Annotated in this window: 25 protein-coding genes and 2 other RNA genes; 20 read left to right on the plus strand and 7 right to left on the minus strand. The window is 38.1% G+C overall.

The window, feature by feature from the left end:
- Positions 1–2: 2 nt before the first annotated feature.
- From ADH02_RS01030 to gpsB, 3 genes are all read right to left on the minus strand, one after another.
- Positions 3–1,151, minus strand: coding sequence for a THUMP domain-containing class I SAM-dependent RNA methyltransferase (locus tag ADH02_RS01030; protein ID WP_048781858.1), 1,149 nt, complete (start codon positions 1,149–1,151; stop codon positions 3–5).
- Positions 1,152–1,230: 79 nt separating this feature from the next.
- Positions 1,231–1,588: RNase P RNA component class B (gene rnpB / locus ADH02_RS09225), an RNA gene on the minus strand.
- Between the two features lie 40 nt (positions 1,589–1,628).
- A complete protein-coding gene (gene gpsB, locus ADH02_RS01040; RefSeq protein ID WP_048781860.1) occupies positions 1,629–2,042 on the minus strand; it encodes a cell division regulator GpsB in 414 nt (137 codons plus the stop codon).
- Between the two features lie 165 nt (positions 2,043–2,207).
- Here gpsB and prmA point away from each other — a divergent pair, with 165 nt between their 5' ends.
- The 4 genes from prmA (at position 2,208) to dtd (ending at position 6,652) form a co-directional block, all read left to right on the plus strand.
- The gene (gene prmA / locus ADH02_RS01045; RefSeq protein ID WP_048781862.1) at positions 2,208–3,152 is read left to right on the plus strand and encodes a 50S ribosomal protein L11 methyltransferase; all 945 of its coding nucleotides are present in this window, start codon (positions 2,208–2,210) and stop codon (positions 3,150–3,152) included.
- Positions 3,152–3,898, plus strand: a complete 747-nt coding sequence (locus ADH02_RS01050; RefSeq protein ID WP_048781864.1) for a 16S rRNA (uracil(1498)-N(3))-methyltransferase — start codon at positions 3,152–3,154, stop codon at positions 3,896–3,898. The genes prmA and ADH02_RS01050 overlap by 1 nt, the downstream gene beginning before the upstream one ends.
- Positions 3,899–3,976: 78 nt before the next feature.
- Positions 3,977–6,193 carry a RelA/SpoT family protein gene (locus tag ADH02_RS01055; protein WP_048781866.1) on the plus strand — a complete coding sequence of 739 codons (2,217 nt, stop codon included), beginning with the start codon at positions 3,977–3,979 and terminating at the stop codon, positions 6,191–6,193.
- Between the two features lie 9 nt (positions 6,194–6,202).
- Positions 6,203–6,652: a D-aminoacyl-tRNA deacylase gene (gene dtd, locus ADH02_RS01060; protein ID WP_048713392.1), complete on the plus strand. Its 450-nt coding sequence runs from the start codon at positions 6,203–6,205 to the stop codon at positions 6,650–6,652.
- Positions 6,653–6,702: 50 nt separating this feature from the next.
- Here dtd and ADH02_RS01065 read toward each other — a convergent pair whose 3' ends face one another.
- The 3 genes from ADH02_RS01065 to ADH02_RS01075 all read right to left on the minus strand — a co-directional run bounded on the left by ADH02_RS01065 (position 6,703) and on the right by ADH02_RS01075 (position 8,833).
- Complete coding sequence (locus tag ADH02_RS01065) at positions 6,703–7,161, minus strand: universal stress protein (protein WP_048781867.1); 459 nt, start codon at positions 7,159–7,161, stop codon at positions 6,703–6,705.
- 140 nt (positions 7,162–7,301) lie between these two features.
- Positions 7,302–7,491: non-coding RNA, 6S RNA (gene ssrS, locus ADH02_RS09230), on the minus strand.
- A gap of 73 nt (positions 7,492–7,564) precedes the next feature.
- Positions 7,565–8,833 (minus strand): replication-associated recombination protein A, encoded by a 1,269-nt coding sequence (locus ADH02_RS01075; protein ID WP_048781872.1) that lies wholly within the window; start codon positions 8,831–8,833, stop codon positions 7,565–7,567.
- 142 nt (positions 8,834–8,975) lie between these two features.
- On the opposite strand from ADH02_RS01075, the gene ADH02_RS01080 reads away from it, so the two are divergent.
- Both ADH02_RS01080 and ADH02_RS01085 read left to right on the plus strand, forming a co-directional pair.
- Positions 8,976–10,082, plus strand: coding sequence for a cysteine desulfurase family protein (locus tag ADH02_RS01080; RefSeq protein WP_048781874.1), 1,107 nt, complete (start codon positions 8,976–8,978; stop codon positions 10,080–10,082).
- Positions 10,083–10,152: 70 nt separating this feature from the next.
- Positions 10,153–10,500, plus strand: coding sequence for a cysteine desulfurase (locus tag ADH02_RS01085; RefSeq protein WP_048781876.1), 348 nt, complete (start codon positions 10,153–10,155; stop codon positions 10,498–10,500).
- 76 nt (positions 10,501–10,576) lie between these two features.
- On the opposite strand, the gene ADH02_RS01090 is transcribed toward ADH02_RS01085, so the two are convergent.
- Positions 10,577–10,813: a helix-turn-helix domain-containing protein gene (locus ADH02_RS01090; protein WP_048713376.1), complete on the minus strand. Its 237-nt coding sequence runs from the start codon at positions 10,811–10,813 to the stop codon at positions 10,577–10,579.
- Between the two features lie 217 nt (positions 10,814–11,030).
- Here ADH02_RS01090 and mnmA point away from each other — a divergent pair, with 217 nt between their 5' ends.
- The 14 genes from mnmA (at position 11,031) to ADH02_RS09685 (ending at position 25,518) form a co-directional block, all read left to right on the plus strand.
- Positions 11,031–12,155: a tRNA 2-thiouridine(34) synthase MnmA gene (gene mnmA, locus ADH02_RS01095; protein WP_048781878.1), complete on the plus strand. Its 1,125-nt coding sequence runs from the start codon at positions 11,031–11,033 to the stop codon at positions 12,153–12,155.
- A 25-nt stretch (positions 12,156–12,180) separates the two neighbouring features.
- Positions 12,181–14,589 carry an ATP-dependent RecD-like DNA helicase gene (locus tag ADH02_RS01100; RefSeq protein WP_048781880.1) on the plus strand — a complete coding sequence of 803 codons (2,409 nt, stop codon included), beginning with the start codon at positions 12,181–12,183 and terminating at the stop codon, positions 14,587–14,589.
- A gap of 104 nt (positions 14,590–14,693) precedes the next feature.
- The gene (locus ADH02_RS01105; protein ID WP_065426994.1) at positions 14,694–15,134 is read left to right on the plus strand and encodes an ACT domain-containing protein; all 441 of its coding nucleotides are present in this window, start codon (positions 14,694–14,696) and stop codon (positions 15,132–15,134) included.
- Positions 15,134–15,856 carry an HAD family hydrolase gene (locus ADH02_RS01110; RefSeq protein ID WP_048781884.1) on the plus strand — a complete coding sequence of 241 codons (723 nt, stop codon included), beginning with the start codon at positions 15,134–15,136 and terminating at the stop codon, positions 15,854–15,856. Before ADH02_RS01105 ends, ADH02_RS01110 begins: the two co-directional genes overlap by 1 nt.
- Positions 15,857–15,865: 9 nt before the next feature.
- The gene (locus ADH02_RS01115) at positions 15,866–17,221 is read left to right on the plus strand and encodes an MATE family efflux transporter (protein WP_048781885.1); all 1,356 of its coding nucleotides are present in this window, start codon (positions 15,866–15,868) and stop codon (positions 17,219–17,221) included.
- Entirely contained in the window at positions 17,222–18,232 is a 1,011-nt protein-coding gene (locus ADH02_RS01120; RefSeq protein WP_048781887.1) for a CPBP family intramembrane glutamic endopeptidase, read from the plus strand.
- Between the two features lie 15 nt (positions 18,233–18,247).
- Positions 18,248–18,481 carry a DUF1858 domain-containing protein gene (locus tag ADH02_RS01125; RefSeq protein ID WP_048781889.1) on the plus strand — a complete coding sequence of 78 codons (234 nt, stop codon included), beginning with the start codon at positions 18,248–18,250 and terminating at the stop codon, positions 18,479–18,481.
- The gene (locus ADH02_RS01130) at positions 18,482–19,699 is read left to right on the plus strand and encodes a DUF438 domain-containing protein (RefSeq protein ID WP_048781891.1); all 1,218 of its coding nucleotides are present in this window, start codon (positions 18,482–18,484) and stop codon (positions 19,697–19,699) included.
- A 73-nt stretch (positions 19,700–19,772) separates the two neighbouring features.
- Positions 19,773–21,404, plus strand: a complete 1,632-nt coding sequence (locus tag ADH02_RS01135) for a Na/Pi cotransporter family protein (protein WP_048781893.1) — start codon at positions 19,773–19,775, stop codon at positions 21,402–21,404.
- A gap of 109 nt (positions 21,405–21,513) precedes the next feature.
- On the plus strand, positions 21,514–21,774 hold the full coding sequence (locus ADH02_RS01140; RefSeq protein WP_048781895.1) for a hypothetical protein: 261 nt from the start codon (positions 21,514–21,516) through the stop codon (positions 21,772–21,774).
- The gene (locus ADH02_RS01145) at positions 21,722–22,003 is read left to right on the plus strand and encodes a helix-turn-helix domain-containing protein (RefSeq protein WP_152903872.1); all 282 of its coding nucleotides are present in this window, start codon (positions 21,722–21,724) and stop codon (positions 22,001–22,003) included. The genes ADH02_RS01140 and ADH02_RS01145 overlap by 53 nt, the downstream gene beginning before the upstream one ends.
- A 128-nt stretch (positions 22,004–22,131) precedes the next feature.
- On the plus strand, positions 22,132–23,757 hold the full coding sequence (locus tag ADH02_RS01150) for an ABC-F family ATP-binding cassette domain-containing protein (protein ID WP_048711337.1): 1,626 nt from the start codon (positions 22,132–22,134) through the stop codon (positions 23,755–23,757).
- 84 nt (positions 23,758–23,841) lie between these two features.
- Positions 23,842–24,327, plus strand: a complete 486-nt coding sequence (locus ADH02_RS01155; protein ID WP_048711339.1) for a nucleoside 2-deoxyribosyltransferase — start codon at positions 23,842–23,844, stop codon at positions 24,325–24,327.
- A gap of 105 nt (positions 24,328–24,432) precedes the next feature.
- A complete protein-coding gene (locus ADH02_RS09685) occupies positions 24,433–25,518 on the plus strand; it encodes a 3D domain-containing protein (RefSeq protein ID WP_053091390.1) in 1,086 nt (361 codons plus the stop codon).
- Positions 25,519–25,622: the final 104 nt, after the last annotated feature.

A 25,622-nucleotide genomic window follows, 5' to 3' on the forward strand; every position in this document is an offset into this window, starting at 1 on the left:
TTTTATTTATCTTCTTGAACGCGGCGTTTTCTGACTCCCCAGAATTGGAAGTAGTCGGTACGGATGGCACCGTTATAGAGTTTGCGTTTCTTAGTCGCTTTTTGTCCGTAATGATCTTCGAACGTTAAGTCGCTTGTTAAGATGTACTTACTCCAAGTTGTCAGTGGAGCATACGTTTCACCCATTTGTTTATAGATGGCTTGAGCTTGTTCTTCAGAAAGAAGACGGTCTCCATATGGTGGGTTTGCCACGATAATTCCATTTTCTTTCTTAGTACGGAAGTCCTTCAATTGCATTTGTTTGAATTCGATTTGGTCTGCGACACCTGCTTTAATCGCATTTTGTTTCGCAATTTCAATCATGGAGCCATCAATATCGGCACCAAGAATGTCGAGTTGAAGGTCAGTGCGGATTTCTTTTCTAGCTTCTTCTCTAACTTTATCGAAGACACCAGGAGTAAAGAAGGTCCATTTTTCAGCAGCAAATGAACGATTCAAACCAGGAGCGATGTTCTTACCGATAAGGGCCGCTTCAATTGGAATCGTACCAGAACCACAAGTAGGGTCATAGAATGGTTTATCAGGATACCAGCTTGTAAGCATCACAAGAGCCGCAGCCATGTTTTCTTTAAGTGGAGCGCCACCTTTTTCAGTACGGTAACCACGCTTAAAGAGACTTGTTCCGCTCGTATCGATTGTAAGAGTCACAACATCTTTTAAAATTGCGACTTCGATAGGATAGAGGGCACCAGTCTCAGGTAAGTGAGTACGTCGGTGGTAAGCCTCGCTTAAACGATTCACAATCGCTTTTTTAACGATTGATTGGCAGTTAGGAACACTGTGAAGAGTAGATTTCACAGATTTACCAGATACTGGGAATTCAGCATCGACTGGAAGAATTTTCTCCCAAGGAATCGCCTTTGTTTGTTCAAAGAGCGAGTCGAATGTTTTTGCAGTGAATTGTCCCATAATAATTTTGATGCGGTCTGCAGTTCGAAGCCAAATATTGGTGCGGGCGATATCGTAATCGTCACCTTCAAAGAAGGCTTTGCCGTTTTCTACTTGAACATCATAACCCATGTTGCGTAATTCTTTACCAACAAGAGCTTCAATCCCTGCAGCAGCAGTTGCTACTAATTTATATTTTGTCATAGATTTCTCCTTTATTCGTAAAAAGAGGAGTGGACACAAGGCCACACTCCTTACAATTCGCTAAAATCCTGAAGTAAACTTCTGTAAGCCATGTTCTGTTCCATTTAATAGCAGGATCTATTAAATTTCAGTAATCATCTGTCTACACATCATGTGTCTCTTTTTTCGTTCATTTCCTAGTAAGAGTGCCCCTACCATAAGTTTGGGTTGCTCGCTCGAGGGGTTTACCGCGTTCCACCAATTCCGTTTCCAAAATTGCTTCGTCACTGTGGCACTTTCAAGAATACTAGAGCATAGCATTGCCGTAGCTCGTTTTTCTGCCGTCAACCTAAAGTTGCCTTAGCTTATTGTTTCGCTAAGCACGATCACTACAAGCATCTCAGCCTGTGCGAGCATGGACTTTCCTCAGCAAATTAATGCCGCGATTACTCAAAGTTTACTAAATTTAAAAAAGTTCGTTATATCAAATCTGATATATTAATAATTATTGTCGCGTACTGGTGTAATCACGCGTGTTTTGTAGAAATCATCATCGTCTTCAGCAACATCTTGAGAAGGAGAAGAGTAGTTGTCTTCTTCTAATTTAGAATCGAAAACGTGTTTTTCTAAGTTTGATAAACGTTTTAAGATATCAAAATTTGTAACTCCTGATGAAGATACATTGCTTGAACGGTTTGTTTTTGAAACAGTAGCTTGACGTGAGAGTTCATCTACTTTTGTTAATAAACGTTCATTTTCAGCTTGTAAGAAGCTGATTTCTTTTTGGAATGTGTCATAATCACGAATAATTAAATCTAAAAATGCATCGACTTCTTCAATGTCGAAACCTCTGAATGAGCGTTTGAATTGTTTTTGTAAAATATCTTTTGTACTTAATGAAATACGTGCCATAATTGCTTTCCCCTTTTTTAATCTGTCAAATAGTCATTAATTAATTTATCTTCTTAATGATACTAAAATCCATGCGAAAATACAAATAGGATAGGGTTATTTTTAGTTATTTTTAATGAAATTTGTTATAATTTTTAAAAAATACAAGTAAAGAAGAGGGTTAACATGAATTGGTTAGAAGTCTCAGTAAATACGCATTCTGAGAGCGTGGAAGTCGTAAGTTCGATTTTAATTGAATTAGGATCAAAAGGAGTCTCTATCGATGACCCTCAAGACTATTACCAATTAACAGATGAACAATTGGAATGGTTGAAAGTACAACAAAAAGACTTATACGAAACAGATACAGTGATTGTGAAAGGTTATTTCCAACCAAGCCAATGGACTGAGGAAGCCAAAAATCAGTTAGACGAGCAATTAAAAGAGCTTGAAAGTTACGGCCTAGAAACAGGACCATTAACCGTTCGTGTTAGTGAGGTTGGAGAAGAAGACTGGGCAACGGCATGGAAGCAATACTACTTCCCAGTACGTGTAACGCGCTATTTAACGGTTGTTCCTAGTTGGGTAGATTATGAGAAAGAACAAGAAGATGAACTCTTAATCGAATTAGATCCAGGGCTTGCGTTTGGAACAGGAACGCACCCAACGACACAGCTCTCACTCACAGCCCTTGAACAAACGATTCGTGGCGGTGAAAGTGTGCTAGATGTTGGTACTGGTTCGGGTGTTTTAAGTATCGCTTCTAAACTTTTAGGAGCTGGACTAGTGACGGCCTTTGATATTGATGAGATGGCTACACGTGTGGCCAAAGAAAACATTGCATTGAACCCAACGATTGGGGCAATCGATGTCTATGAAAATAACTTACTTGTTGGTGTAGACCAAAAGAGTGATTTAATCGTAGCGAATATTTTAGCAGAGATTTTAGTACAGATGCCTGAAGATGCGTATCGTAACTTGAATGATACTGGAACATTAATCTTATCAGGAATTATCGAATCAAAAGCAAAAGAAGTACAAGAAGCATATGAAAAAGCAGGCTTCACTCTAGTAGAACGCATGACAATGAAAGAGTGGAATTGCTTTGTAATGAAAAAGGATGTTGAGTAATGCAACGGTATTTTGTAAAAGGAAACGTAAGTGAAACGTCGCATTCATTAGAGTTCTCAAAAGACCAAGTGCATCAGTTGAAAAAAGTCATGCGTGTACGTGTGGGAGAGCAATTAGAAGTCGTGGATGATGACAGTCAATTAGCCATCGTTGAAGTGATGGAATTAGAGCCATTTGAAGTGAAAGTGGTTGAACTTTTGGAGCAAAAAGTAGAACTTCCTGTATCGGTTACGATTGCAGTAGGGCTCTCAAAAGGAGATAAACTTGACTGGATTGTTCAAAAGGCAACAGAACTTGGCGTGAGTGAAATTATTCTTCTCTCGATGACAAGAAACGTGGTTAAATGGACGGGAGATAAGGCAGACAAGAAGATTGAACGTCTTCAAAAGATTGCCGAAGAAGCGAGCGAACAATCGCATCGCCTGAAAGTCCCACGCGTCACAAGCGTGATGACGCTAAAAGAATTAGCTAGTTACACTTCGAATTACGAGCAAAAGTTGATTGCTTATGAAGAGTCTGCCAAAGTTGGAGAAAGCCTTCAATTGATTAAGAGTTTGCAGTCATTACAGGAAAATGAGCGCGTTATTTTTGTCTTTGGTCCGGAAGGTGGCATCGAAGAACAAGAAGTGGAGTTGTTAGAGGAAAGTGGATATCTTCCATGTTCACTAGGTCCACGTATTTTACGCGCTGAAACAGCACCGTTATATGCACTAGCAGCAGTTTCATATCAATGTGAGTTATTATAGGAACCAATAGTTGACGATAGTCTATTGTCGCGGTACTATTAGGAATACATTAGAGCGCAATGCTTAAGGAGTTTACAAATGTCTAAAAATAAGACTTATACCGCAGATGATGTCCTTGCAATGTGTAAGGAGTACATGAACGAAACACATATTAAATTTATTGAAAAAGCTATCTATTTTGCGACTTATGCTCATAAAGATCAAATTCGTAAATCTGGAGAAGCTTATATTGTGCATCCCATTCAAGTAGCTGGAATTCTTGCTGAATTAAAGTTGGATCCAGACACGATTGCGACTGGGTTTCTTCATGATGTCGTCGAAGATACTGGGTTTAGTATTGATGATATTGAATACGAATTTGGAAAAGATGTTGCATTTCTCGTTGAAGGTGTAACAAAACTAGGAAAAATTAAATATAAATCTCATGCGGAGCAACAAGCGGAAAACCACCGTAAGATGCTTCTTGCGATGGCTAATGATCTTCGTGTTATCATGGTGAAACTAGCTGACCGTTTGCATAATTTACGTACGTTAAAATTCCACAAGCCTGAAAAGCAACGAATGATTGCGGAAGAAACGCTTGAGATTTATGCACCTCTTGCACACCGCTTAGGGATGAATAAAATTAAGTGGGAGTTAGAAGATACGTCTTTACGTTATCTAAACCCACAGCAATATTATCGTATCGTTCATTTAATGAATTCCAAACGTGATGAGCGTGAAGAATACATTGAGACAACAATTGAAAATATTAAAGAAGCAACTAAAGACTTGGATATCGAAGCGGTTATTTATGGACGTCCAAAACATATTTACTCCATTTACCGTAAGATGAAAGATCAAAAGAAACAGTTCAGCGAGATCTATGACTTACTTGCGATTCGTGTATTAGTCGATAGCATTAAAGATTGCTACGCCGTTCTTGGGGCGATTCATACAAAATGGAAACCAATGCCAGGTCGTTTTAAAGACTACATCGCGATTCCGAAGGCGAATATGTATCAGTCCATCCATACAACCGTAATCGGGCCAGGAGGACGACCAGTAGAGATTCAAATTCGTACATTTGAAATGCACCAAGTTGCTGAATACGGGGTTGCGGCTCACTGGGCTTATAAAGAAGGAAATAAAGAGAAAGTTACAAACGATCCGTTGCAAAAACAATTGGACTGGTTTAAAGACTTAATTGAACTTCAAAACGAAACGAAAGACGCTAAAGACTTTATGAATAGCGTGAAGGAAGATATCTTTGGGGATAAGGTTTATGTCTTCACACCAAAAGGGGATGTTTCAGAACTTCCTTTAGGATCTGGACCGCTTGATTTTGCATACAACATCCATACGGAAGTTGGAAACAAAACAGTCGGCGCCAAAGTCAATAATAAGATTGTTCCCTTGAACTATCAGTTGAAGACTGGGGATATCGTAGAAGTATTAACGTCTGCGAATTCATTTGGACCTTCTCGTGACTGGATTAATCTGGTTTATACGACTCGTGCCAAAAATAAAATCAAACGTTTCTTCAAGTTACAAGACCGTGATGAAAATATTATCAAGGGTCGCGAGTTACTTGAAAAACAAATTACAGAGCTTGGATTTAACTTCAAAGACTTTATGACGAAACAGGGCATGAAAGACATTGCATCCCGTTTCAACTTTGGAACAGAAGAAGATTTACTAGCATCTATTGGTTTTGGAGAAATCTCTTATCAAACAGTTGCTAATAAAATGACTGACAAAGCGCGTAAAGAAATCGAAGACCAAAAAGTGGTCGAAACTGCTTTTGAGAAGACGACAACTCAAGGACAGAAGAAGGAAAGCCAAAAGATGAAAATTCGTCACGAAGGTGGCGTCATCATCGAAGGGGTGGACAATCTTCTCATTCGCTTAAGCCGTTGTTGTAATCCAGTTCCTGGAGACGATATCGTTGGTTATATTACAAAAGGTCGCGGGATTTCAGTTCATAGAAAAGACTGTCCAAATGTTCAACTTCCTGAGAGTGAACAAAATCGTCTAATCGAAGTGGATTGGGAAGATACAACTAATACTGGGCAACAATACGATACAGAATTGGTTGTTGAAGGATATAACCGTAATGGGTTGTTGAATGAAGTCTTGAATGTCATCAACAGTACGACTAAATCGTTAAATTCTGTCAACGGTAAAGTTGATGCAAATAAGATGGCGACGATTTCTGTCAATATCGGAATTATGAATACGCACCAATTAGATTTTATTGTAGATAAAATCAAACAAATTCCTGATGTATATAGTGTACGTCGTGTGATTTCATAGGAGGAGTTCATGAGAATTGTATTACAGCGAGTGAAGTCCGCTAGCGTATCGATTGAAGGGACTGTTGTTGGTGAAATCGAACAAGGGTTTCTGTTACTAGTAGGAGTAGGGCCTGATGATACTAGAGATGATGCGTCTTACTTAGCAAGAAAGATTGCTGGAATGCGTATCTTCAGCGATGAGAATGGAAAAATGAATCTGTCGATTGACCAAGTCGGCGGAAAGATTTTATCCGTTTCCCAGTTTACACTGTTTGCAGATACGAAAAAAGGAAACAGACCTTCTTTTACAGGAGCTGCGAGTCCTGAAGCTGCAAACAAGCTCTATGAAGAATTCAATGAAATCCTGCGCACGGAGTATGGGTTAATTGTTGAAACAGGAGAGTTTGGAGCGGATATGCAAGTCAGTCTTGTGAATGATGGGCCAGTAACCATCTTACTCGATACCAAAAATCAATAAAAAAAGAAAGCACAGGAGAAATCCTGTGCTTATTTATTTGGTTAAAAGGATTAAGGACGTTTGTTTTCTAAGTCCGTTCTTACGACTAAAACATCGCAAGAAGCATTACGAATCACATATTCAGATACTGAACCAATGAAGAGACGTTCCACCGCATTCAAACCAGTAGCGCCCATCATAATAAGGTCAATTCCGTAATCTTTTGTTAATTGTTTAGAGATAACTACTTTAGGAGAACCGTATTCAAGAACGGTTTCTACATCCGTGAAGTTATGAGACTTAGCATCTTCTACGTATTCAGCAAATAAGTTTTCAGCTTGTTTACGAATCTCATCTGAGAAATTGCCTTCAAATCCAGTAGGTGTTTGAAGAGAACGAGTATCGATGACGTGTGCTAACACAAGCTTTGCATGATTTCGTTTAGCCACTTCAATGGCTTTGTCAAAGGCTAGTTTGGCTTCCTTAGAACCATCGATTGGAACGAGAATTTTTTCATATTCATGAAACATAAAATCACATCCTTATTCTTGATACCCTTATTATACACCTAAACAAAGCGAATGAAAAGGGAACCAAAACGGATGGAAATAGGAATAAAGACAAAAGAAAAACCACTCACGAAGAGTGGCCTAAAGTTAATAACTTTATATAGATTTCCAACGATGCCGTTTGATGTATTTGTTAGTTTGAACCCGCATCTAAAGCAGGTGGGCTTCTATGTATTACTTCCTAACTACCAAGTGAAAGGGCTTGTTATCTGTAATATCAATCTGAATCCCTAAAAAGTCGTAAATTGTTCGGTCAACACTTAGTAAATACCGCGCACATCTTAGATCTCTATGCCATTATAGTAGCACATGAATAGGGCAATTGCAATAAAAGTTTGGTACCGATTTCTTAAGAAATCACTAATTATTTTTGACGATATTTTTGGTATTGTTTCATCAAAGCGTCCTCGTAAGAAGAAGTTGGTTCTGCCTTGAAATACTCCTCATTTTTAAGCGCATCTGGCAAGTATTGCTGTTTCACGAAGTGTCCTGGATAGTCATGTGGATACTTGTATCCAACACCACGTCCCAATTTTTGAGCACCTGAATAATGAGCATCTTTTAAGTGGTCCGGAATACTAATCGCACGACCTTTTCTGACATCAGACAACGCACTATCAATTGAGCGAATAGCCGTGTTTGATTTAGGAGAAAGGGCGAGTTCGATAATCGCATTTGCAAGTGGAATTCTAGCTTCCGGTAAACCAAGACGTTCCGCAGCTTGCACAGCGGATACTGCGCGAGCGGCACCTTGTGGATTTCCTAGTCCAATATCTTCGTAGGCAATAACTAAGAGTCGTCTCATCAGGCTTGTAAGGTCTCCAGATTCCATTAAACGAGCAGCGTAATGCAAGGCTGCATTCACGTCTGAACCGCGAATGGATTTTTGAAGAGCAGAGATGACGTCGTAATGTTGGTCCCCGTCTTTATCGTAAGATAGTGCTTTTCTTTGGATACATTCTTCTGCGATTTGAATCGTGATATGAATCTTTCCATCCTCACTTGCTTCAGTAGACTTAGCAGCTAATTCCAGGGCGTTTAAGGCGCTCCTGACGTCTCCGTTCGTGCTACTTGCAAAGTGAGTTAAGGCTTCTTCTGTGACGTCTAAATCGAGTTTTCCTAGACCACGTTCTTCATCTTCAATAGCCTTTAAGAGTGCTTTTTGAATATCCTGCGAAGAAAGTGGTTTGAGTTCAAAAATTTGAGTTCGACTACGAATCGCTGGATTAATCGAAATATATGGATTCTCAGTGGTTGCTCCAACTAAAATAATTCGACCGTTTTCCAGATGAGGCAATAAGAAGTCTTGTTTCGTTTTATCGAGTCGGTGAATTTCATCGAGTAGTAAAATAACGCTACCTGACATCTTGGCTTCTTCAGCGACAATTTGTAAATCTTTTTTTGTATCGGTTGCCGCGTTTAGTTGTCTAAAAGCAACTTTTGTACTTCCGCTAATAGCACTTGCGATACTTGTTTTCCCAGTTCCTGGAGGCCCATATAAAATCATGGATGATAATTGTTTGGCCACAACCATGCGATTGATGATTTTTCCAGGAGAGACAAGATGCTCTTGACCAATCACTTCGTCAATCGTACGAGGTCGCATACGGTAAGCGAGCGGTTGATGGTTCATGACAGTTCCTCCTTAAATTTCTTTATGTTTAGTGTATCATAAGTTGAAAGAATGATATAATAGGAAAGATTAAAACAACTTATTAGGACAATAAATAGTCATCCCGTATAATAGTATTGTTTGAAAGTGAGGAGAGTGCAAGGTGAATTACTTAGATTATGCAGCAACGACGCCAGTAAATGCGGAAGTATTAGAAGTGATTACAAAGGAAATGGCTTCTTTTGGAAATCCGTCTAGTGTCTATCGCATTGGTCGTGAACAAAAGCAAAAAATCGAACGTGTGAAGAAAGCTATTTTATCAGAACTACAAGCATCTCCACACGATGCCATTATCTTTACGAGCTCAGGTTCTGAAGGAAACAATTTAGTGTTTGAAAGTATTCGTGAGCATTTCGCAAAAGAAAAAGGGCATATCATTGTTTCTGCCGTAGAGCATCCTTCTGTTCGAAAACCTGCTGATTTTTTAGAACAAGAAGGCTTTGAAGTGACGTATTTAGCTCCAAATAAAGATGGCATTGTGACAGTTTCTGAAATTGAGGAGGCTCTAAGAGAGGATACACGTCTAGTTTCGATTATGACGGTTAATAATGAAACAGGTGCAAGATTCTCAATTGAAGAGATTGCTGCTTTATTAAAAGACAAGCCAACTTATTTCCATACAGATGCTGTTCAAGCCTTTGCACAAGAAGCATTAACGGTGGATGGAATTGATTATTTAACCGCTTCTGGGCATAAGATTTATGCACCAAAAGGGATTGGATTCCTATATAAATCCAAAGATGCGCCAATTCACGCTTTGATTAAAGGTGGAGGACAAGAGTTAGGATTTAGAGCTGGAACGGAAAATGTTCCTTATATTTTAGGGCTTGAAAAAGCAATGCAAATCGTTGTAGCAAAAAGAGATGAGCTCGTTCAAAACTATCAAGAGTTACGTGAGTATCTAATCGAGAAGTTATCTGAAAGAGGCATTGAGTTTGAGTTTAATGGAGTAGCAAATCCAAAGAATCCGCATATTTGTAATATCTGGCTAAAGGGAAGAAAAGCGACACAAACGTTAATCTTCAATGATTTAAAAGATGTTTCAGTATCTGCTGGATCCGCATGTTCAGCTGGAAGTGTGCAAATCAGTCCAGTATTGTCTGCAATGTTTAAAGGCGAAACGAGTCGTCTTGAAGAATCTGTCAGACTTTCATTTGGAATGGGTTCAACAAAAGAAGATATTGACGCCTTTGTGGACGCACTGCGTTAAGAGAGAGCTTTTGTTTAGAGGCAAAATATGGTAAACTAATCATGTATTAAAAGAAAGAGGAGAAGCGCATATGGCATTTACACCAACTGCATCATTAAAAGGATCAAACCAAGTCTTTTCGGTTAGTCCAACTTGTAAAGGATACACTTTACGTGATAATGGCTTTACAGAAACAAAATCTGGGAACTTCCAATTAATTCGTAGTTTAGACGAAACAATTGAAGATCACCGTGGTTTAAAATTAAAAGTCATGGTGGATAAAGATAAGAAACAATTGAAAATTTCGACAGTAACGAAGAACGGCCTGCAAACTGTTGACTTATACGGTAAAGCAAATACTGCTATGGCTGTAGAAAAGTTAGAGTTTATTTTAGAAGGGCTTGTTGAACGAGGAGTTCTCGAAGTAACAACAAAATAGTGTATAAGAAAAGAGAGACAGTTCAAAATTGAACTGTCTCGTTTATCATGCACGGGCGGTGTTCCCTGTAGCTGTATTATTCGACTTCAGGTAGCGGCTTAAATTGTGCTACGAAGCTTTGAGTGTCGCCAAAATAAAGATTCTCGCTAGGAACTTCATATAGCTCCTGCATTCTTTTGCTTAAAGAATATGGAAGATTAGTTGAATCTTTTTCATACTTCGTAAGCGTATCTTTGTTTATTTTAAGATATTTGGCGGCTTCTAACAGTGTTAAATTACGATTTACCCGTGCTGCTCGTAAAGAGATCATCATACACCTTCGCCCCCTTTTTCTCAACTTAATTATAGTGAAAACGCAACCGTTTGTCAAAAACACAATTGGGCAAAAATCCCAGTACTATGGCATTTTCAATGATTTTCAAGCAAAAATTTTGAAAAAAATAAAAATAAATTTAAAATTAGGGTAAATTCTGATAACTCGACCTTCAAATCGACTAGTTCAGGAAATAAATAGAAATGATGGTGAAAGAATGAGTAACGAAAAAACAAGAGTTGTCGTTGGCATGAGTGGAGGGGTTGACTCCTCTGTAACAGCTTTACTATTAAAAGAAGCTGGATATGATGTCATCGGTATTTTTATGAAAAACTGGGATGATACGGACGAAAATGGTGTTTGTACAGCGACTGAAGACTACAAAGACGTAGCTGCGGTTGCAGAGCAAATTGGAATTCCGTATTATTCAGTAAACTTTGAGAAAGAATATTGGGACCGTGTATTTGAATACTTCCTTCGCGAATATCGCCTAGGACGTACACCAAACCCAGATGTGATGTGTAATAAAGAAGTGAAATTCCAAGCTTTCTTAGATTATGCTCTTCAACTAGGGGCAGATTATGTGGCGATGGGTCACTATGCACGTGTGGAAAAAGACGAAAACGGAATTGTTCACTTATTAAGAGGAAAAGACAATAATAAAGACCAAACGTATTTCTTAAGTCAATTGAATCAAAAGCAATTAGAAAAAGCGATGTTTCCAATTGGACACTTAGAGAAAAAAGAAGTGCGTGAGATTGCTGAGAAGTATGATCTTGCGACTGCGAAGAAGAAAGACTCGACTGGTGTATGCTTTATTGGAGAACGTAACTTCAACGAGTTCTTATCAAACTATTTACCTGCTAAACCTGGAAAAATGGTGACATTGGATGGTGAAGTAAAAGGCGACCACGATGGACTCATGTACTACACGATTGGACAACGCCAAGGTCTTGGTATCGGTGGCGGTGGTAAGACAAATGATCCATGGTTTGTTATCGGGAAAGACTTATCAACGAACACATTATATGTTGGGCAAGGATTCCATCATCCAAACCTTTACTCAGACAGCTTAACGGCTACAGATATTCAATTTACAAATGATTTACCAAGAGAGACGACATTTGAATGTACGGCTAAATTTAGATATCGTCAACAAGATACAAAAGTGAAAGTTGTATTAGATGAAACAGATCCAACACGTGCAACGGTTATCATTGATGAACCCGTTCGTGCGATTACACCGGGACAAGCTGTCGTATTTTATGACGGCGAAGAGTGCCTTGGTGGAGGCATCATTGATAAAGCGTATATGAACGGAGAAGAACGTCAATACGTATAAATAAAACAAAGAAAGGAGATTCCAAATGAGTGATACACCTTATATTGTAGGGGAAGTATTAACGACTTTTTTCGAGAATCCGCAAAACTTCTATAAAGTCATGCTCGTTCGCGTCATCGAATCGGATTGCGTGGATGTGGATGATGAGATTGTTGTGACTGGGATTTTCGGACAAATTCATTCGGATATCTCCTATCGTTTTAATGGGAAGATTGTTTCTCATCCAAAATACGGAGAACAATTCCAAGCAGATAATTATCAACAGACGCAACCAACTGGTAAAAGAGGGCTCATTCAATATTTATCGAGTGCTCATTTTCCAGGAATTGGGGAGAAGACGGCTGAGAAGATTATCGAGAAGTTAGGCGAAGAGGCTATGGAGCGTATCTTAAACGACGAGACTGCGCTTGATGGGATTACAGGCCTCACGAAAAAGAAAAAAGAAATGATTCGAGAAGTCATTCAGCAAAACCAGGGCACAGAGAAGTTAATGTTTGAACTGACGAATCTTGGCTTTACGCCTGCGATTGCTCAGAAAATTATCGGCATGTATAAAGATAAGGCTAGAGCTGTCTTAGACGAGGATCCTTATGTACTTCTTCAAAGAATTGAAGGACTTGGTTTTAGACGAATGGATAGTATTGCCCAGTCCATGGGGATTGATCCAGACGATACTTCAAGACTAAAGGGCGCGCTCTTTGTAGTGACAAGAGATTTCTGCTATCAAACAGGCGATACTTACTTAATGGCAGAAGTGTTAATTACACAAGCGCAACGATTACTCGAGTCATGCCAAAATTACTTAATCGAACCAGATAAACTAGTAGATGCTTTAAATGAATTAATTCGCGAAGGTGTTGTATTTTCTGATGAAAATCGTATTGCGATTGCGTCTTTATATTATGCAGAACTAGGTATTAGTAACGCTCTGTCAAAACGGATTACGGCTTCTAAAGTGGACATCAGTAAAGAAAAGATCGATGAAGCGATTGAACGGACGCAGGAGAAATTTGAGATTCAATATGATGCGTCTCAAAAAGAGGCTATTTATCGTATTATGATTGAACCGATCTTTGTATTAACTGGTGGACCAGGAACTGGGAAGACAACGATTATAAATGCTGTCATTGACGTCTATGCGCAACTAAACGAGCTTGATCACGATAATGAGATTGAAGAGGCGATTGTTCTTGCAGCACCAACAGGACGTGCAGCGAAAAGGATGAATGAGTTGACAGGTTATCCTGCTTCTACGATTCATCGATTGCTCGGGATTGCGATTGACAGTGTGGATGACAGTTTTGAAGATAAGGAAATTGATGGTAAATTCTTAATTATCGATGAGATGTCAATGGTGGATACGTGGCTCATGAACCGAGTGTTTAAAGCTGCACCAGAAGGGTTAAAAATTCTACTTGTCGGTGATAGCAATCAATTACCTTCTGTTGGACCAGGACAAGTCTTAACGGATTTACTGGAAACCAATCAAGTACCAGCCATTGAACTGAAGCGAATTCACCGTCAGACACAGCAATCATCCATTGTCGAATTAGCCCATAGCATTAAAGATGGATTCTTACCACGAAACTTTATGGAGAAACAAACAGACCGCAGCTTTTTACCATGCTCGACAGAACGGTTGGTAACCATTATTGAGCAAGTCGTTGTAGCAGCTCTTAAAAAGGGCTATACGAAGCGAGATATTCAAGTATTAGCTCCGATGTATAAAGGGGAAGCTGGTATTAACGCGATTAATCAGATGATGCAAGAAATCTTAAACCCTAAAATCGGAAATTCTGTACGCGAAGTGGAATCCTTTGATAAAGTCTTCCGTGTAGGAGATAAAGTGCTTCAACTGGTGAATTTGCCTGAAGAAAATGTCTACAATGGTGATATTGGAGAAATCACAGCAATTCAATTTGCAAAAGAAAACGATGACCAAGTAGATAAGATTTTTGTTCTATTTGATCAAACGGAAGTGGAATATCATAGAACCGATTGGCAACAATTGACGCTGGCGTATTGCTGCTCAATTCATAAGGCACAAGGGTCTGAATTCAAAATGGTTATCTTACCAATGGTGAATCAGTACTCACGTATGTTGCAAAGAAATCTATTGTATACGGCAGTTACAAGAAGTCAGCAATATCTTATCATGTGTGGAGAAGCAGGAGCGTTCCAAAAGAGTGCAACTACCATCCCTCCAAAACGAGCAACATTCTTACAAGAGTTCTTAACGAATTTCGACATTGAAAAGACAGAAGAAACTCCAGTAATTAAAGAGAATAAAACGGAATCGTCGCTTGATGATATGGTTCATTCAGACGAAGGCAAAGAAATCCAATTAACCATCCAAGCAATTGAAGAGGGCCTTATTTCTCCGATGGTTGGAATGGACGATGTCACACCATATGATTTTATGACAAGAAGCTAGTTTTCTAGCTTCTTTTTTTCGTGTTTTTTCAGCCGGAATTAATTGCCATCTGTCCATGATGTAGGGTAAAATGGGAACAAATGATTATGAAAGAAGGACAAATAATGAATCGACAAAAACATTTTTTAGTTTCTGAAGATGCTGTTCCTCCTGTATTTGCTAAAGTTTTGCAAGCAAAAGAACTACTTGCAACAGGACAAGCAAAAGACGTCACTGAAGTAGTGAAGATGGTTGGCATCTCACGCAGTGTTTATTATAAGTATTATCGTAAAGTACAAGGATTTTCTTCTGTAAATGCAGGAAGAAAAGCATCTATCAATATCCATATGAAAAATATCAAAGGAACGCTAACAAAGACGCTTGAAGTATTTGCAAATCGTGATATGAATATTTTGACGATTTTCCAAGGGTTGGCAATCCATAGTGTCGCTGTTGTACAAATCATGATTGATATTTCTGAGGCAACGGTAAGTGTAGAAGACGTGATTAAAGAAATTAATGCTTTAGATAACATTATTTCTGTGGAGTTACAAAGTATCGAATAATGAAACAAGAATTTTTAAACTATTTAACAGAAACCAATATTAAAGTATTGATTTTCGATAAAGATGGCACATTAACGGATACATCCACGTTATGGTTTGAGCCAACGATTTTAGTTCTTAACGAATTAGTGAATCGTAATGAGATGAATCTAACAAATGCAGAACATGACGAGTTGTTTGACCGTCTTGGTATCACTGAAACTGACATCATCGAAAACAGCGTGATTGCTTCAGGTACAGTTCGCGATATGCTGGAAGTCTTAAATGAATTCAGACCAATCGACATCGAAGAAAATTACGATTTTGTAGTGCACTATTTTGCTGACTATATTCTGAAACATCCAGAGAAAATCCAAACTCTTGGAAATGTGAAGAGGGATCTTGGGTATCTGAAGGAAAAAGGATATATCATAGCGTTAGTAACGAATGATTCTGTGTTTCCAACTCAAGCAGTGTTAGAGGTTGCAGGAATAAAAGAGTTTTTCGACTTCATTGGAACCACAGATGAATTCCCTTCAAAGCCAGCAACGGATTCACTACATGCGATTCAAAATCGTTTTGGTGTTCCTTTTAACGAGATGATCTATATCGGTGACTCAACTGTAGATGAAGAGTTTGCCAAAAATACTGCAGGATTTATCGCTGTGACAAGTGAACCTTTTAATCCAAAAGTTCTTCTTAGTGCTATTTTTAAAGTGAAATCGATAGAAGAATTGTGTTAGGGGGATATGATGAAAAGTACGATACAAGAAAATCATAAATTTAAAGCTCTGCTAACCATTTTAATTCCAGTTTTAATTTATCAAATTGCCAATTATTCGGCTCAATTTATTGATACAGTAATGACAGGACGTTATAACGAAGTTCATCTTGCCGGAGTATCTATTGGCGGGAGTTTGTACGCACCATTTTTCACTCTGTTGACGGGGTTGATTTCAGGTCTTGTTCCGATTGTTGGGCAATATTTTGGTCAGAAGAAACTGGATAAAATCGAACAAGTAATGCGTCAATATTTAATCATTGGCGTGGTGCTAGCTGTAGCTCTATTTGTTTTAGGCTTATTGTTTTTGAAACCTGTATTAGGGATTATGAATTTAGAACCAGAAGTAGAAGCTGTAGCAGTAGGCTATTTAACTTGGTTATCCTTAGGTTTCATTCCGTTGTTGCTCTTTAGTGTATTAAGATCTTTTGTGGACGCCTTAGGGTTAACCAAAGTATCGATGATGTTGATGGTATTAGTAGTTCCGCTCAATATGTTCTTTAACTATTCACTGATTTACGGTCAGTTTGGCTTTCCTGAAATGGGAGGAGCTGGGGCAGGGCTTGGAACTGCACTGGCTTACTGGGGATTACTCGTGGTAGCATTTATAGTGTTTAGAAAACATCCAGTACTAAAAGAGTATGATGTTTTAAAATGGAGCGGAATTAATATCAAGATGTGGAAAGAACCATTTAAGATTGGACTTCCAATTGGGTTGTCGATTTTTGCGGAAGTGGCTGTTTTTGCATTTGTGGGATTACTCATGTCGAAATTTGGAACATCGATTATTGCATCTCACCAAGCTGCGATGAACTTTGCGACAGTTGTTTATGCATTCCCAATCAGTATTTCTACTGCGTTAACCATTATTGTTTCTTATGAAGTCGGTAGAAAAGATATTCGTTCTGCAATGCAATTTGCTTATATTGGAATTGCGACGGCTGTGACACTTGCTGTCGTGACGTTAACATTATTAGCGCTCAATATCCAATCGGTGGCTGCGCTATATGGAACAGATCCAGACTTTATTCAATTAACCATTGTATTTTTAACTTATAGTCTGTTGTTCCAACTATTTGATGCAGTGGCAGCACCCATTCAAGGAACACTAAGAGGGTTCAAAGACGTCCAAATGCCATTTATCTTGTTTTTAATTGGTTATTGGATTATTGGATTGCCAATTGGTTTTATATTAGATAATGCATTTAATGCTGGCCCATATTCATATTGGATTGGACTAATTATCGGATTAATGAGTAGTTGTATTTTCTTAGTCATTCGATTAAGAAAAGTATTTAAAAAATATAAAGAATCACGAGGTGTGTAAATGTTTGAATCATATAAAGAAGAAGTGACATTTAATGAACAAAGAGGGGCGGAGGATTTCGACCCACAAAATGAATTTTATCAAGAAGATATGGAACAATCGTTTAAGAAAGACATTACTTCTATTGGAAGAAGATTAATTGTTTATATGTTAGTTTTCTTCTTCTTCGCAGCTGCTGGTCAACAAGGGGCGGCCCAAAATGCAGTTGACACTGAAGATTTTTACGGAACTTGGGGAGTAGGGCTTTTTATCGCGGCTTCTCTGAGTTTACTCGTTTGGGCACTTTCTAAAAAATTCCCAATGAAACGTATTTATGAACACGTAGCTCCAAGACGAATGAATATTCAGTCGTTTGCGATTCTTTCAGCGAGTTTATTTGGAATTCGTTTTATCTCAAAATTTATTTTAGCAGGACTAGAAAAATTATTCTTTGAAATGGGGATTCCAGCAACACTTGTTTCTGAATCTAGTGAAGAAGTGACAGCAAGTATTATTTTTGTACTGTATTTAGGTGTAATGGCGCCAGTCGTGGAAGAATTTATCTTTAGAGGATTCATCGGTTATCGTATCGAACGTTATGGGAAGGTATTTACGATTCTATTCACGTCACTTATTTTCTCGTTATTCCATGCTAACATTACTCAAGGAGTATTCACTTTTATGGCGGGGATTGTTTTCGCTTATGTGGCTCTTGAGTATGGTTTCCAATGGGCAGTAGCCTTCCATATGATGAATAACTTCTTGTTTGCGATTGTAGTCGATATTTATCTAGCACAAATGGTTAATCTCGGAGATTTTTCTGTTGTAAAAGCACTAGATTTAATTGGCTTTATCGTATTAGTTTTAGTGATTATTTTGAAACGGAAAGACATTAAAGAATATATGGACGTGAATCGTGGTTTCTATGGAATTGCGCAAATTACATTTACAAGAGTAACGATTCTTTTATACATTATTTATCTTTTATATCGTACAATTGCGCCATATTTCGTATTATACTTACATTTTTAGTTAGGAGGAGCTGCTTTGAATACCATTTATTTAGAAGATAGCGTCTATACAACCATTACCGAACATCCAGAAGTGAAGGATTTACTTGTAGAAATTGGCTTTAAACCTCTTAACCAACCTCAGATGGTCCATACGGTTGGACGTATCACGAATCTTGTTAAGGGTTCAAAAATTGCAAAAGTTCCTTTAGAAACAATCGTAGAAACATTAGAAATGAATGGTTACATCGTTAAAGAAAGCAGGGATTAGATGGCTAAAGAAGATTACACGACGGAAGAGCGTCAGGAGATTTTAAAAGACTTGATGCTACGTCTTCACGCAGGAGAAGATAAAGAAGTCATTCAAAAAGAATTTAATGAATCCTTTGATGAAATCACTCCTTATGAAATCCAATTAATGGAGCGTAATCTAATGAGTGAAGGGATTACCTTTGCTGAAATTATGAGTCTTTGTAATGTCCATGCGAACTTGATGGGGTCTAAAGTTAACACGGAAACGACCGTTGCTGATTTTGAACAACCAGGTCATCCAGTACATGTCATGAAGATGGAAAATTTAGCGATTCGTGGCGCTTTAGATCGCGTGGAACGATTGCTGAAGAACTATCTAGACACGAAGGATGAAACGATTAAAAAAGGCTTGTATCGTCAAATTTTGTTGCTTGGTCAGTTTGATAATCACTATCAAAGAAAAGAATATGCGATGTTTCCGATTATGGAGAAGAAAGGCATTACCGCACCTCCTAAGGTGATGTGGGGTGTTGACGACCAAATTCGTGAATTGTATAAGGATTTCAAGAAAGCTCTGGAGAACGAACAGGAGAATGTGCTAGAAGAGTTTGAAGTGGTCCGTGATGAATTACTAGAGATGATTCAAAAGGAAGAAAACATTCTGATTCCAATGGTGGAACAAGTCTTCCATGTTGATGATTGGGAAGCCATTGCTAATCAATCTCCAGAATATGGATATTGTATTGTGAAACCTGAAAAAGAATGGGCGGTTAAAAAAGACTTTGCTCCAGTGAAGACGAAGGCCCAGGTTGAAGAAGAGGGAGATATTCCTTTATCGACTGGTTCGCTGTCATTGAAACAACTTAATCTGATTTTGAATTTATTACCGATGGAATTGTCGTTTGTAGATCACAATAATATTGTGAAATACTACAATGAAGGTAATGGAGAAGAGAAAATCTTTAAACGCACACCAAGTGCGATTGGCCGTAACGTGATTTTATGTCATCCACCAAAAGTACACGAAACGGTTCAAACTATTTTTGAACAACTAAAGTCAAAACAAAAAGAAAAAGAAGAAATGTGGTTTAAGAAAGACGGCATGATGGTTCATGTGACATATCACGCGGTTTGGGATGAAGATGGTAACTATATTGGGTGTCTTGAATACGTTCAAAATATCCAGTCATTAGTGGAGCATTTTAATCAATCAGATGTTAAGCGAACACTTTCTTAATGACTTTCAATATGTTACAATGCACGTGGAATACATTCCACATTACACTTAACTTTAAAGGAGTTATTGACTTATGTATACGACGATGATTCTCGGCGCAATTGCTGGTCTAAGTTTATTCTTATACGGGATGCAATTGATGGGCGATGGATTACAAAAAGTAGCCGGAGAAGGCTTGAAAGGGATTATTCGTAAATTAACGAAAAATCGATTCATGTCAGTACTTGTTGGGATGTTCGTAACAACAATCATTCAAAGTTCATCAGCAACGACGGTAATGGTTGTTGGTTTCGTAAATGCTGGCCTAATGACATTAGCGCAAGCAGTAGGGGTTGTCTTTGGGGCAAACGTCGGAACGACGATTACTGGACAAATGGTTTCCTTCAACTTGTCACAATGGGCACCGATTGTCATTGCTGCTGGTTTAGTAGCCAACATGCTTACTAAAAATCCAAAAGTAAAAGAAGCTAGTGAAATCTTTATTGGTTTTGGTATTTTATTCATCGGTATGAGCTCATTGAGTTCTGCTTTACAACCGTTAAAAGAATTGCCTGAATTTACTAACTGGATTCTTCAATACGGTAGCAATCCATTTATTGGTGTCGGAATCGGTCTTTTAATGACCCTTGTCTTACAAAGTTCTTCAGCAACGATTGGGGTATTAATCGCTCTTGCTAGTCAAGGTGTGCTTCCTATTACTACAGCGGTGTTTATCATCTTCGGTGATAACATCGGAACATGTACAACTGCTTTAATTAGTAGTTTAGGTACTTCTCGTCGTGGAAAACAAGTTGCTTTATTCCACTTAATGATTAATGTTATCGGTACAGTTTACTTTATGCTTTTCCTTCGCGGTATTCTTGTGAATGTTGTTGAATCTATTGATCCTGGTAATGTTGCTCGTCAGATTGCCAATGCACATACGATTTTCAATATCGTTAATGTAATTGTCTTATTCCCATTCACAAATCTTTTAGTGAAGTTAATCCAAATGATTATTCCAGATGGAGAAGACGAAGAAGAAAGTATTACGCGTTATCTTGATAAACGTATCTTGGTAACTCCATCAATCGCTTTAGAAAATACTATGTATGAATTTGCTGCGATGGCTCAAGAAACAAGTAGTGCTTTAGAAAATGCGATTGGGGCTGCTCGTACACGTGATAAGAAACTCGTGAAGAAAGCTCTTGAAAACGAGAAGAATATCAATGCGTATGAAAAAGCCATTGTGAAGTACTTAGTTGAAATTTCTCAACAAAATGTATCTGCTAAAGACCAACAAACAATCGATGAGTTGTTTAGTACAGCGAATGATATCGAGCGTATCGGGGACCACGCAGAAAATATTGCAGACTTTGCGAAATCAATTATCGAACGTGAAATCTTCCTAGATGAAGACACAGCGCACGAATTAGATGGCTTGTACGCCCTTGTTCAAAAAGGATTCGCATTATCAATTGACGCCTTATCAACTGGTGATCAAGATAAAGTTCAACAAGCGATCCAAATCGAACGTGATATTGATAAACTCAAGATTGAAGTTCGCGATAAATACATGAAACGTATGAACAAAGGTATTGCTTCTGCTGAATCAGGTATTTTCGTAATGGACTTATTAAGTAACTTAGAACGTATCAGCGACCACTTCAGAAATATTTCTGAAACGGTGGAACGCTTAAAACGTCCAGTTATTGTAACTGAATAATAGTGTTAATCCGTAGGCAATTTTGTCTACGGATTTTTTTTATTAAAAGTAAGATATACCGTATACGGTATATTCCTTATACGGTATAATGTGTTTAGGAGGGATGTTTATGGGAGAAACATTTGAAATAAGTGAATCAAAATATGAGGATATTAAAGATCTTCCTTATGATAAATTGGTAAAAATATTAGCGGTACTAACCATCGTTGAAGAAGAAGGTCTCACGCCAGCCGTCTGGGAAAAATGGGGAGCAGGAAAGAATAAACGGGAGTATTTACGCTTTGAGGTTTCAAGAGACTATAAGGAGGGTGTACCGAATGGGACGATACCAGAAGAAATTATACACTATGTTAAATACTACGTATCCTAATTTTGTATCTGATTTTAATAAAGAATATTCGAAGCAAAAGATTGCATTGCAGCTTGTAGAGTTACGCCTTGAAACCGGTCTTTCTCAAAGTCGCTATGCCGAAGAGAATCAGCTGTTACAAAATAAAATTTCTGCAATAGAAAAAGGGAAAACGAATCCACGCTTATCAACTATTGTCGAAATGGCCGCGAAGAATGGATATAAGGTTGAACTGAAATTTACAAAGTAAGACACAGAATACTATTTGAGCTAGTCTACAGCAGGCTAGCTTATTTTTGTGTCGTAGTTAGTACAAAGGTTTAAAAAAGCGTTAGAGTATGATAGAATGAATCGAATTCATAAACAAAGGAGAACGAAATGTTAAAAGTACAAAACGTAAGTCTATTATTTTCAGACCGTAAATTATTTGACGATGTAAACATCACTTTTACACCAGGGAACTGCTATGGAGTTATTGGTGCTAATGGTGCCGGAAAATCAACATTCCTAAAAATCTTATCTGGAGAATTACAACCAACAACTGGTGAAGTGATTCTAGATCCACATGAACGTTTAACAGTCTTAAAACAAGACCACTTCGCATTCGAAGATGAACGCGTCATCGATACAGTAATAATGGGTCATAAACATTTATATGACATCATGAAAGAAAAAGACGCTATCTACATGAAAGAAGATTTCTCTGATGAAGATGGTATCCGCGCCGCTGAACTTGAAGGCGAATTTGCTGAATTAAACGGTTGGGAAGCAGAAAGTGATGCTTCACAATTATTACAAGGTCTAGGAATCACTGAAGACCAACACTATAAATTAATGAGTGAATTAGTCGAAGCAGACAAGGTTAAAGTGTTACTTGCACAAGCATTATTCGGTAAACCAGACGTTCTTTTATTAGACGAACCTACAAACGGTTTGGATGCAAAATCAATCGCATGGTTAGAAGAGTTCTTAATCAACTTTGATAACACGGTCATTGTTGTATCCCATGACCGTCACTTCTTGAACAAAGTATGTACGCATATGGCGGACGTTGACTTTGGTAAGATTAAATTATTCGTTGGTAACTATGATTTCTGGTTACATTCAAGTCAATTAGCTGCGAAATTATTAGCAGACCAAAACGCGAAGAAAGAAGAAAAAATCAAAGAGTTACAAGAGTTTATTGCTCGTTTCTCTGCGAACGCTTCTAAATCAAAGCAAGCAACTTCTCGTAAGAAAATGTTGGATAAAATTACGTTGGATGATATTCAACCATCAAGCCGTAAATACCCATTCGTTGGATTCTCACCAGCGCGTGAAATCGGTAATGACTTATTATTAGTCGAAGGATTATCAAAAACAATTGATGGCGAAGTGATTTTTGAAAATGTAAGCTTCCAATTATCAAAAGACGATAAAGTTGCCTTCTTAAGCCGTTCAGATATTGCGATTACAACATTATTCAAGATCTTAACAGGCGAAATGGAAGCAGATAGTGGTACATTCAAGTGGGGTGTCACAACTAGTCAAGCGTACTTACCAAAAGATATGACAGACGAATTCTCCAATGAGAACTTAAATATCTTAGAATGGTTACGTCAATACGCACCAGTAGAAGAACAAGATAATACATTCTTACGTAGCTTCTTAGGTCGTATGTTATTCTCTGGAGACGATGTTATGAAACAAGTAACAGTACTTTCCGGGGGAGAAAAAGTGCGTTGTATGTTATCTAAATTAATGCTTTCTAAAGCAAACGTCTTAATTTTAGATGACCCAACAAACCACTTAGACTTAGAATCAATCACTGCATTGAATGATGGCTTAATCGCCTTCAAAGGTTCATTACTATTCTCAAGTCATGACCACGAGTTCATTCAAACAACAGCGAACCGCATTATCGAAATCGGACCAAAAGGCATTGTGGACCGTCTTGGTTCTACTTATGATGAGTTCCTTGAAGATGAGGCTGTTCAAGCACGTGTTGATGCTTTATATAATTAATAACAGTAGACCAGAAGCGTAAAAAGTCTTCTGGTCTTTTTTCGGTATTTAGTGTAGGATAAGATTATTAGAGGAGGTATTCAAATGACAAAAATTTATTTTGCAAGTCCATTATTCTCAGAAATGGAATTAGCCTTTAACAAAGTTCTAGTAGAAAAGATTCGCAACCAGTTCCCAGGGGTAGAGGTATACTTACCACAGGAACAAATGGCGATTAACGATAAGAGTTCATATGCGGACTCAACGATGATTGCCCAATATGATACAGATGCCTTATTAGAATCAGATTTGATGATTGCTGTATTGGATGGTGCAGTGATTGACGTCGGTGTTGCCAGTGAAATCGGGGTAGCGTACCATGCAGATATGCCGATTCTAGGATTATACACAGACAGCCGTCAACAAGGGGCAGATAATCCTCAAAAATTAGAGGCTTTACAAGAAGTAGCAGAGTCCCAATTTAGCTACGTAAACCTTTATACTGCGGGTCTTGTGAAGCTTCGCGGGGAGATTGTTTCTAGCAGTGATGAGCTCCTTGAAGCGCTAAAAGCCTATCTAAAGGAATCATAAAATTGTAAAGTTTTGTTACAATTCTGTAATATAACTGATACTTTCTCAATATGTTTCTCATGTAAAATGTGAGGTAAGTTGGAGAAAGTGTGGTGAAAATCACTTTTGAAAAAGATTAAACATATTGTTCTGACGTTAATGGCTTTCTTATTAGTGTCTGGACCGTTAGCCCCTTCAGCATTTGCGGAGGAAACGGATATCCAAAAACTAGAAGCACAATTAACTTCAGAATTACAAAAAGTGAATACGAAATATCAAGAAATTGAAAGTTTAAACCAACAAATCGATTCTCTCAATAAAGAAAAAGAAACACTTGCTGAAAAGATTACAACTCAAGAAGCAAAAGTGGAAGAACGTAAACAAGTCGCATCTAAACGATTGCAACAAATTCAAGTTTCTGACTTTGTTTCTTATAGTATTTTACATTTACTAAATTCAGAAAGTATTTCAGATTTCTTAAATCGATTATTTGTCTTTCAACAATTATTCCAATCGGATGAAGAAGTGTTGAAGAACTTATCAGAGCAAGTAGCTGAATTATCTCGCCTGAAAACAGCAGCAGAACAAGCGTCAACTGACTTAGTCGCTAAAAAAGAACAACTTACTGCTGAGAGTCAAGCGTTCGAAGGTTCAGTAAACGATTTGAAAAAGTTAATTGTTGATAACAAAGAAGCTCTTGCAAAAGTACAAGAACAAAAGAAAGAATCATCTGCAGTGGTTGCCTCAGCTATTACAGCAGTTGCACAATTAACTACAGATAAACCAGCAGTAGCCTCATCTACGCAGCAAAAACCAACGACACAAGCTGCGACAGCTGAACCAGCTACAACGGTTGCACAAACGCAAGCGCCTGCTACTTCAGAAACACCAACGACACAAGCATCTGCAACAAGCAACCAATCTGGTGGAAGAACATTAAACGTTCAAGCGACTGGATATTCTTATAATGAGCCAGGATTAAGCCCTTATACAGCGACTGGTATCGACTTACGTAAGAATCCAACAGTTATCGCAGTTGACCCAAGCGTGATTCCTTTAGGAAGCTTAGTGGAAGTTCCTGGATACGGAATTGCCATTGCAGGAGATACTGGTGGAGCCATTAAAGGAAATATCATTGACCTTCACTTCACAACGGTAGATCAAGCAAACCAATGGGGAAGACGTAACGTTACGATTCGAATCTTAAACTAAGCGAAAAAGCACTCTCGGAAAGAGAGTGTTTTTTTGTTGGGTATGTTTTCAATAGAGTATTTGTGATAAAATAGATTTTGTATTGAATAAAAAGGAGCAGTTGT

Source organism: Streptococcus sp. 263_SSPC (assembly GCF_001071995.1).
Taxonomy (GTDB): domain Bacteria; phylum Bacillota; class Bacilli; order Lactobacillales; family Aerococcaceae; genus Granulicatella.

Excerpts from the sequence above, each read along its gene's own strand:
- ADH02_RS01090 (WP_048713376.1), bottom strand. The coding sequence starts at position 10,813 with ATGATGATCTCTTTACGAGCAGCACGGGTAAATCGTAATTTAACACTG.
- ADH02_RS01155 (WP_048711339.1), top strand. The coding sequence starts at position 23,842 with ATGACAAAAATTTATTTTGCAAGTCCATTATTCTCAGAAATGGAATTA.
- ADH02_RS01130 (WP_048781891.1), top strand. The coding sequence starts at position 18,482 with ATGGCTAAAGAAGATTACACGACGGAAGAGCGTCAGGAGATTTTAAAA.
- ADH02_RS01100 (WP_048781880.1), top strand. The coding sequence starts at position 12,181 with ATGAGTGATACACCTTATATTGTAGGGGAAGTATTAACGACTTTTTTC.
- ADH02_RS01115 (WP_048781885.1), top strand. The coding sequence starts at position 15,866 with ATGAAAAGTACGATACAAGAAAATCATAAATTTAAAGCTCTGCTAACC.
- ADH02_RS01050 (WP_048781864.1), top strand. The coding sequence starts at position 3,152 with ATGCAACGGTATTTTGTAAAAGGAAACGTAAGTGAAACGTCGCATTCA.
- ADH02_RS01085 (WP_048781876.1), top strand. The coding sequence starts at position 10,153 with ATGGCATTTACACCAACTGCATCATTAAAAGGATCAAACCAAGTCTTT.
- ADH02_RS01030 (WP_048781858.1), bottom strand. The coding sequence starts at position 1,151 with ATGACAAAATATAAATTAGTAGCAACTGCTGCTGCAGGGATTGAAGCT.
- ADH02_RS01140 (WP_048781895.1), top strand. The coding sequence starts at position 21,514 with ATGGGAGAAACATTTGAAATAAGTGAATCAAAATATGAGGATATTAAA.
- ADH02_RS01075 (WP_048781872.1), bottom strand. The coding sequence starts at position 8,833 with ATGAACCATCAACCGCTCGCTTACCGTATGCGACCTCGTACGATTGAC.
- ADH02_RS01105 (WP_065426994.1), top strand. The coding sequence starts at position 14,694 with ATGAATCGACAAAAACATTTTTTAGTTTCTGAAGATGCTGTTCCTCCT.
- ADH02_RS01145 (WP_152903872.1), top strand. The coding sequence starts at position 21,722 with ATGGGACGATACCAGAAGAAATTATACACTATGTTAAATACTACGTAT.
- mnmA (WP_048781878.1), top strand. The coding sequence starts at position 11,031 with ATGAGTAACGAAAAAACAAGAGTTGTCGTTGGCATGAGTGGAGGGGTT.
- dtd (WP_048713392.1), top strand. The coding sequence starts at position 6,203 with ATGAGAATTGTATTACAGCGAGTGAAGTCCGCTAGCGTATCGATTGAA.
- ADH02_RS01120 (WP_048781887.1), top strand. The coding sequence starts at position 17,222 with ATGTTTGAATCATATAAAGAAGAAGTGACATTTAATGAACAAAGAGGG.
- ADH02_RS01110 (WP_048781884.1), top strand. The coding sequence starts at position 15,134 with ATGAAACAAGAATTTTTAAACTATTTAACAGAAACCAATATTAAAGTA.
- ADH02_RS01055 (WP_048781866.1), top strand. The coding sequence starts at position 3,977 with ATGTCTAAAAATAAGACTTATACCGCAGATGATGTCCTTGCAATGTGT.
- prmA (WP_048781862.1), top strand. The coding sequence starts at position 2,208 with ATGAATTGGTTAGAAGTCTCAGTAAATACGCATTCTGAGAGCGTGGAA.
- ADH02_RS01135 (WP_048781893.1), top strand. The coding sequence starts at position 19,773 with ATGTATACGACGATGATTCTCGGCGCAATTGCTGGTCTAAGTTTATTC.
- ADH02_RS01150 (WP_048711337.1), top strand. The coding sequence starts at position 22,132 with ATGTTAAAAGTACAAAACGTAAGTCTATTATTTTCAGACCGTAAATTA.
- gpsB (WP_048781860.1), bottom strand. The coding sequence starts at position 2,042 with ATGGCACGTATTTCATTAAGTACAAAAGATATTTTACAAAAACAATTC.
- ADH02_RS01065 (WP_048781867.1), bottom strand. The coding sequence starts at position 7,161 with ATGTTTCATGAATATGAAAAAATTCTCGTTCCAATCGATGGTTCTAAG.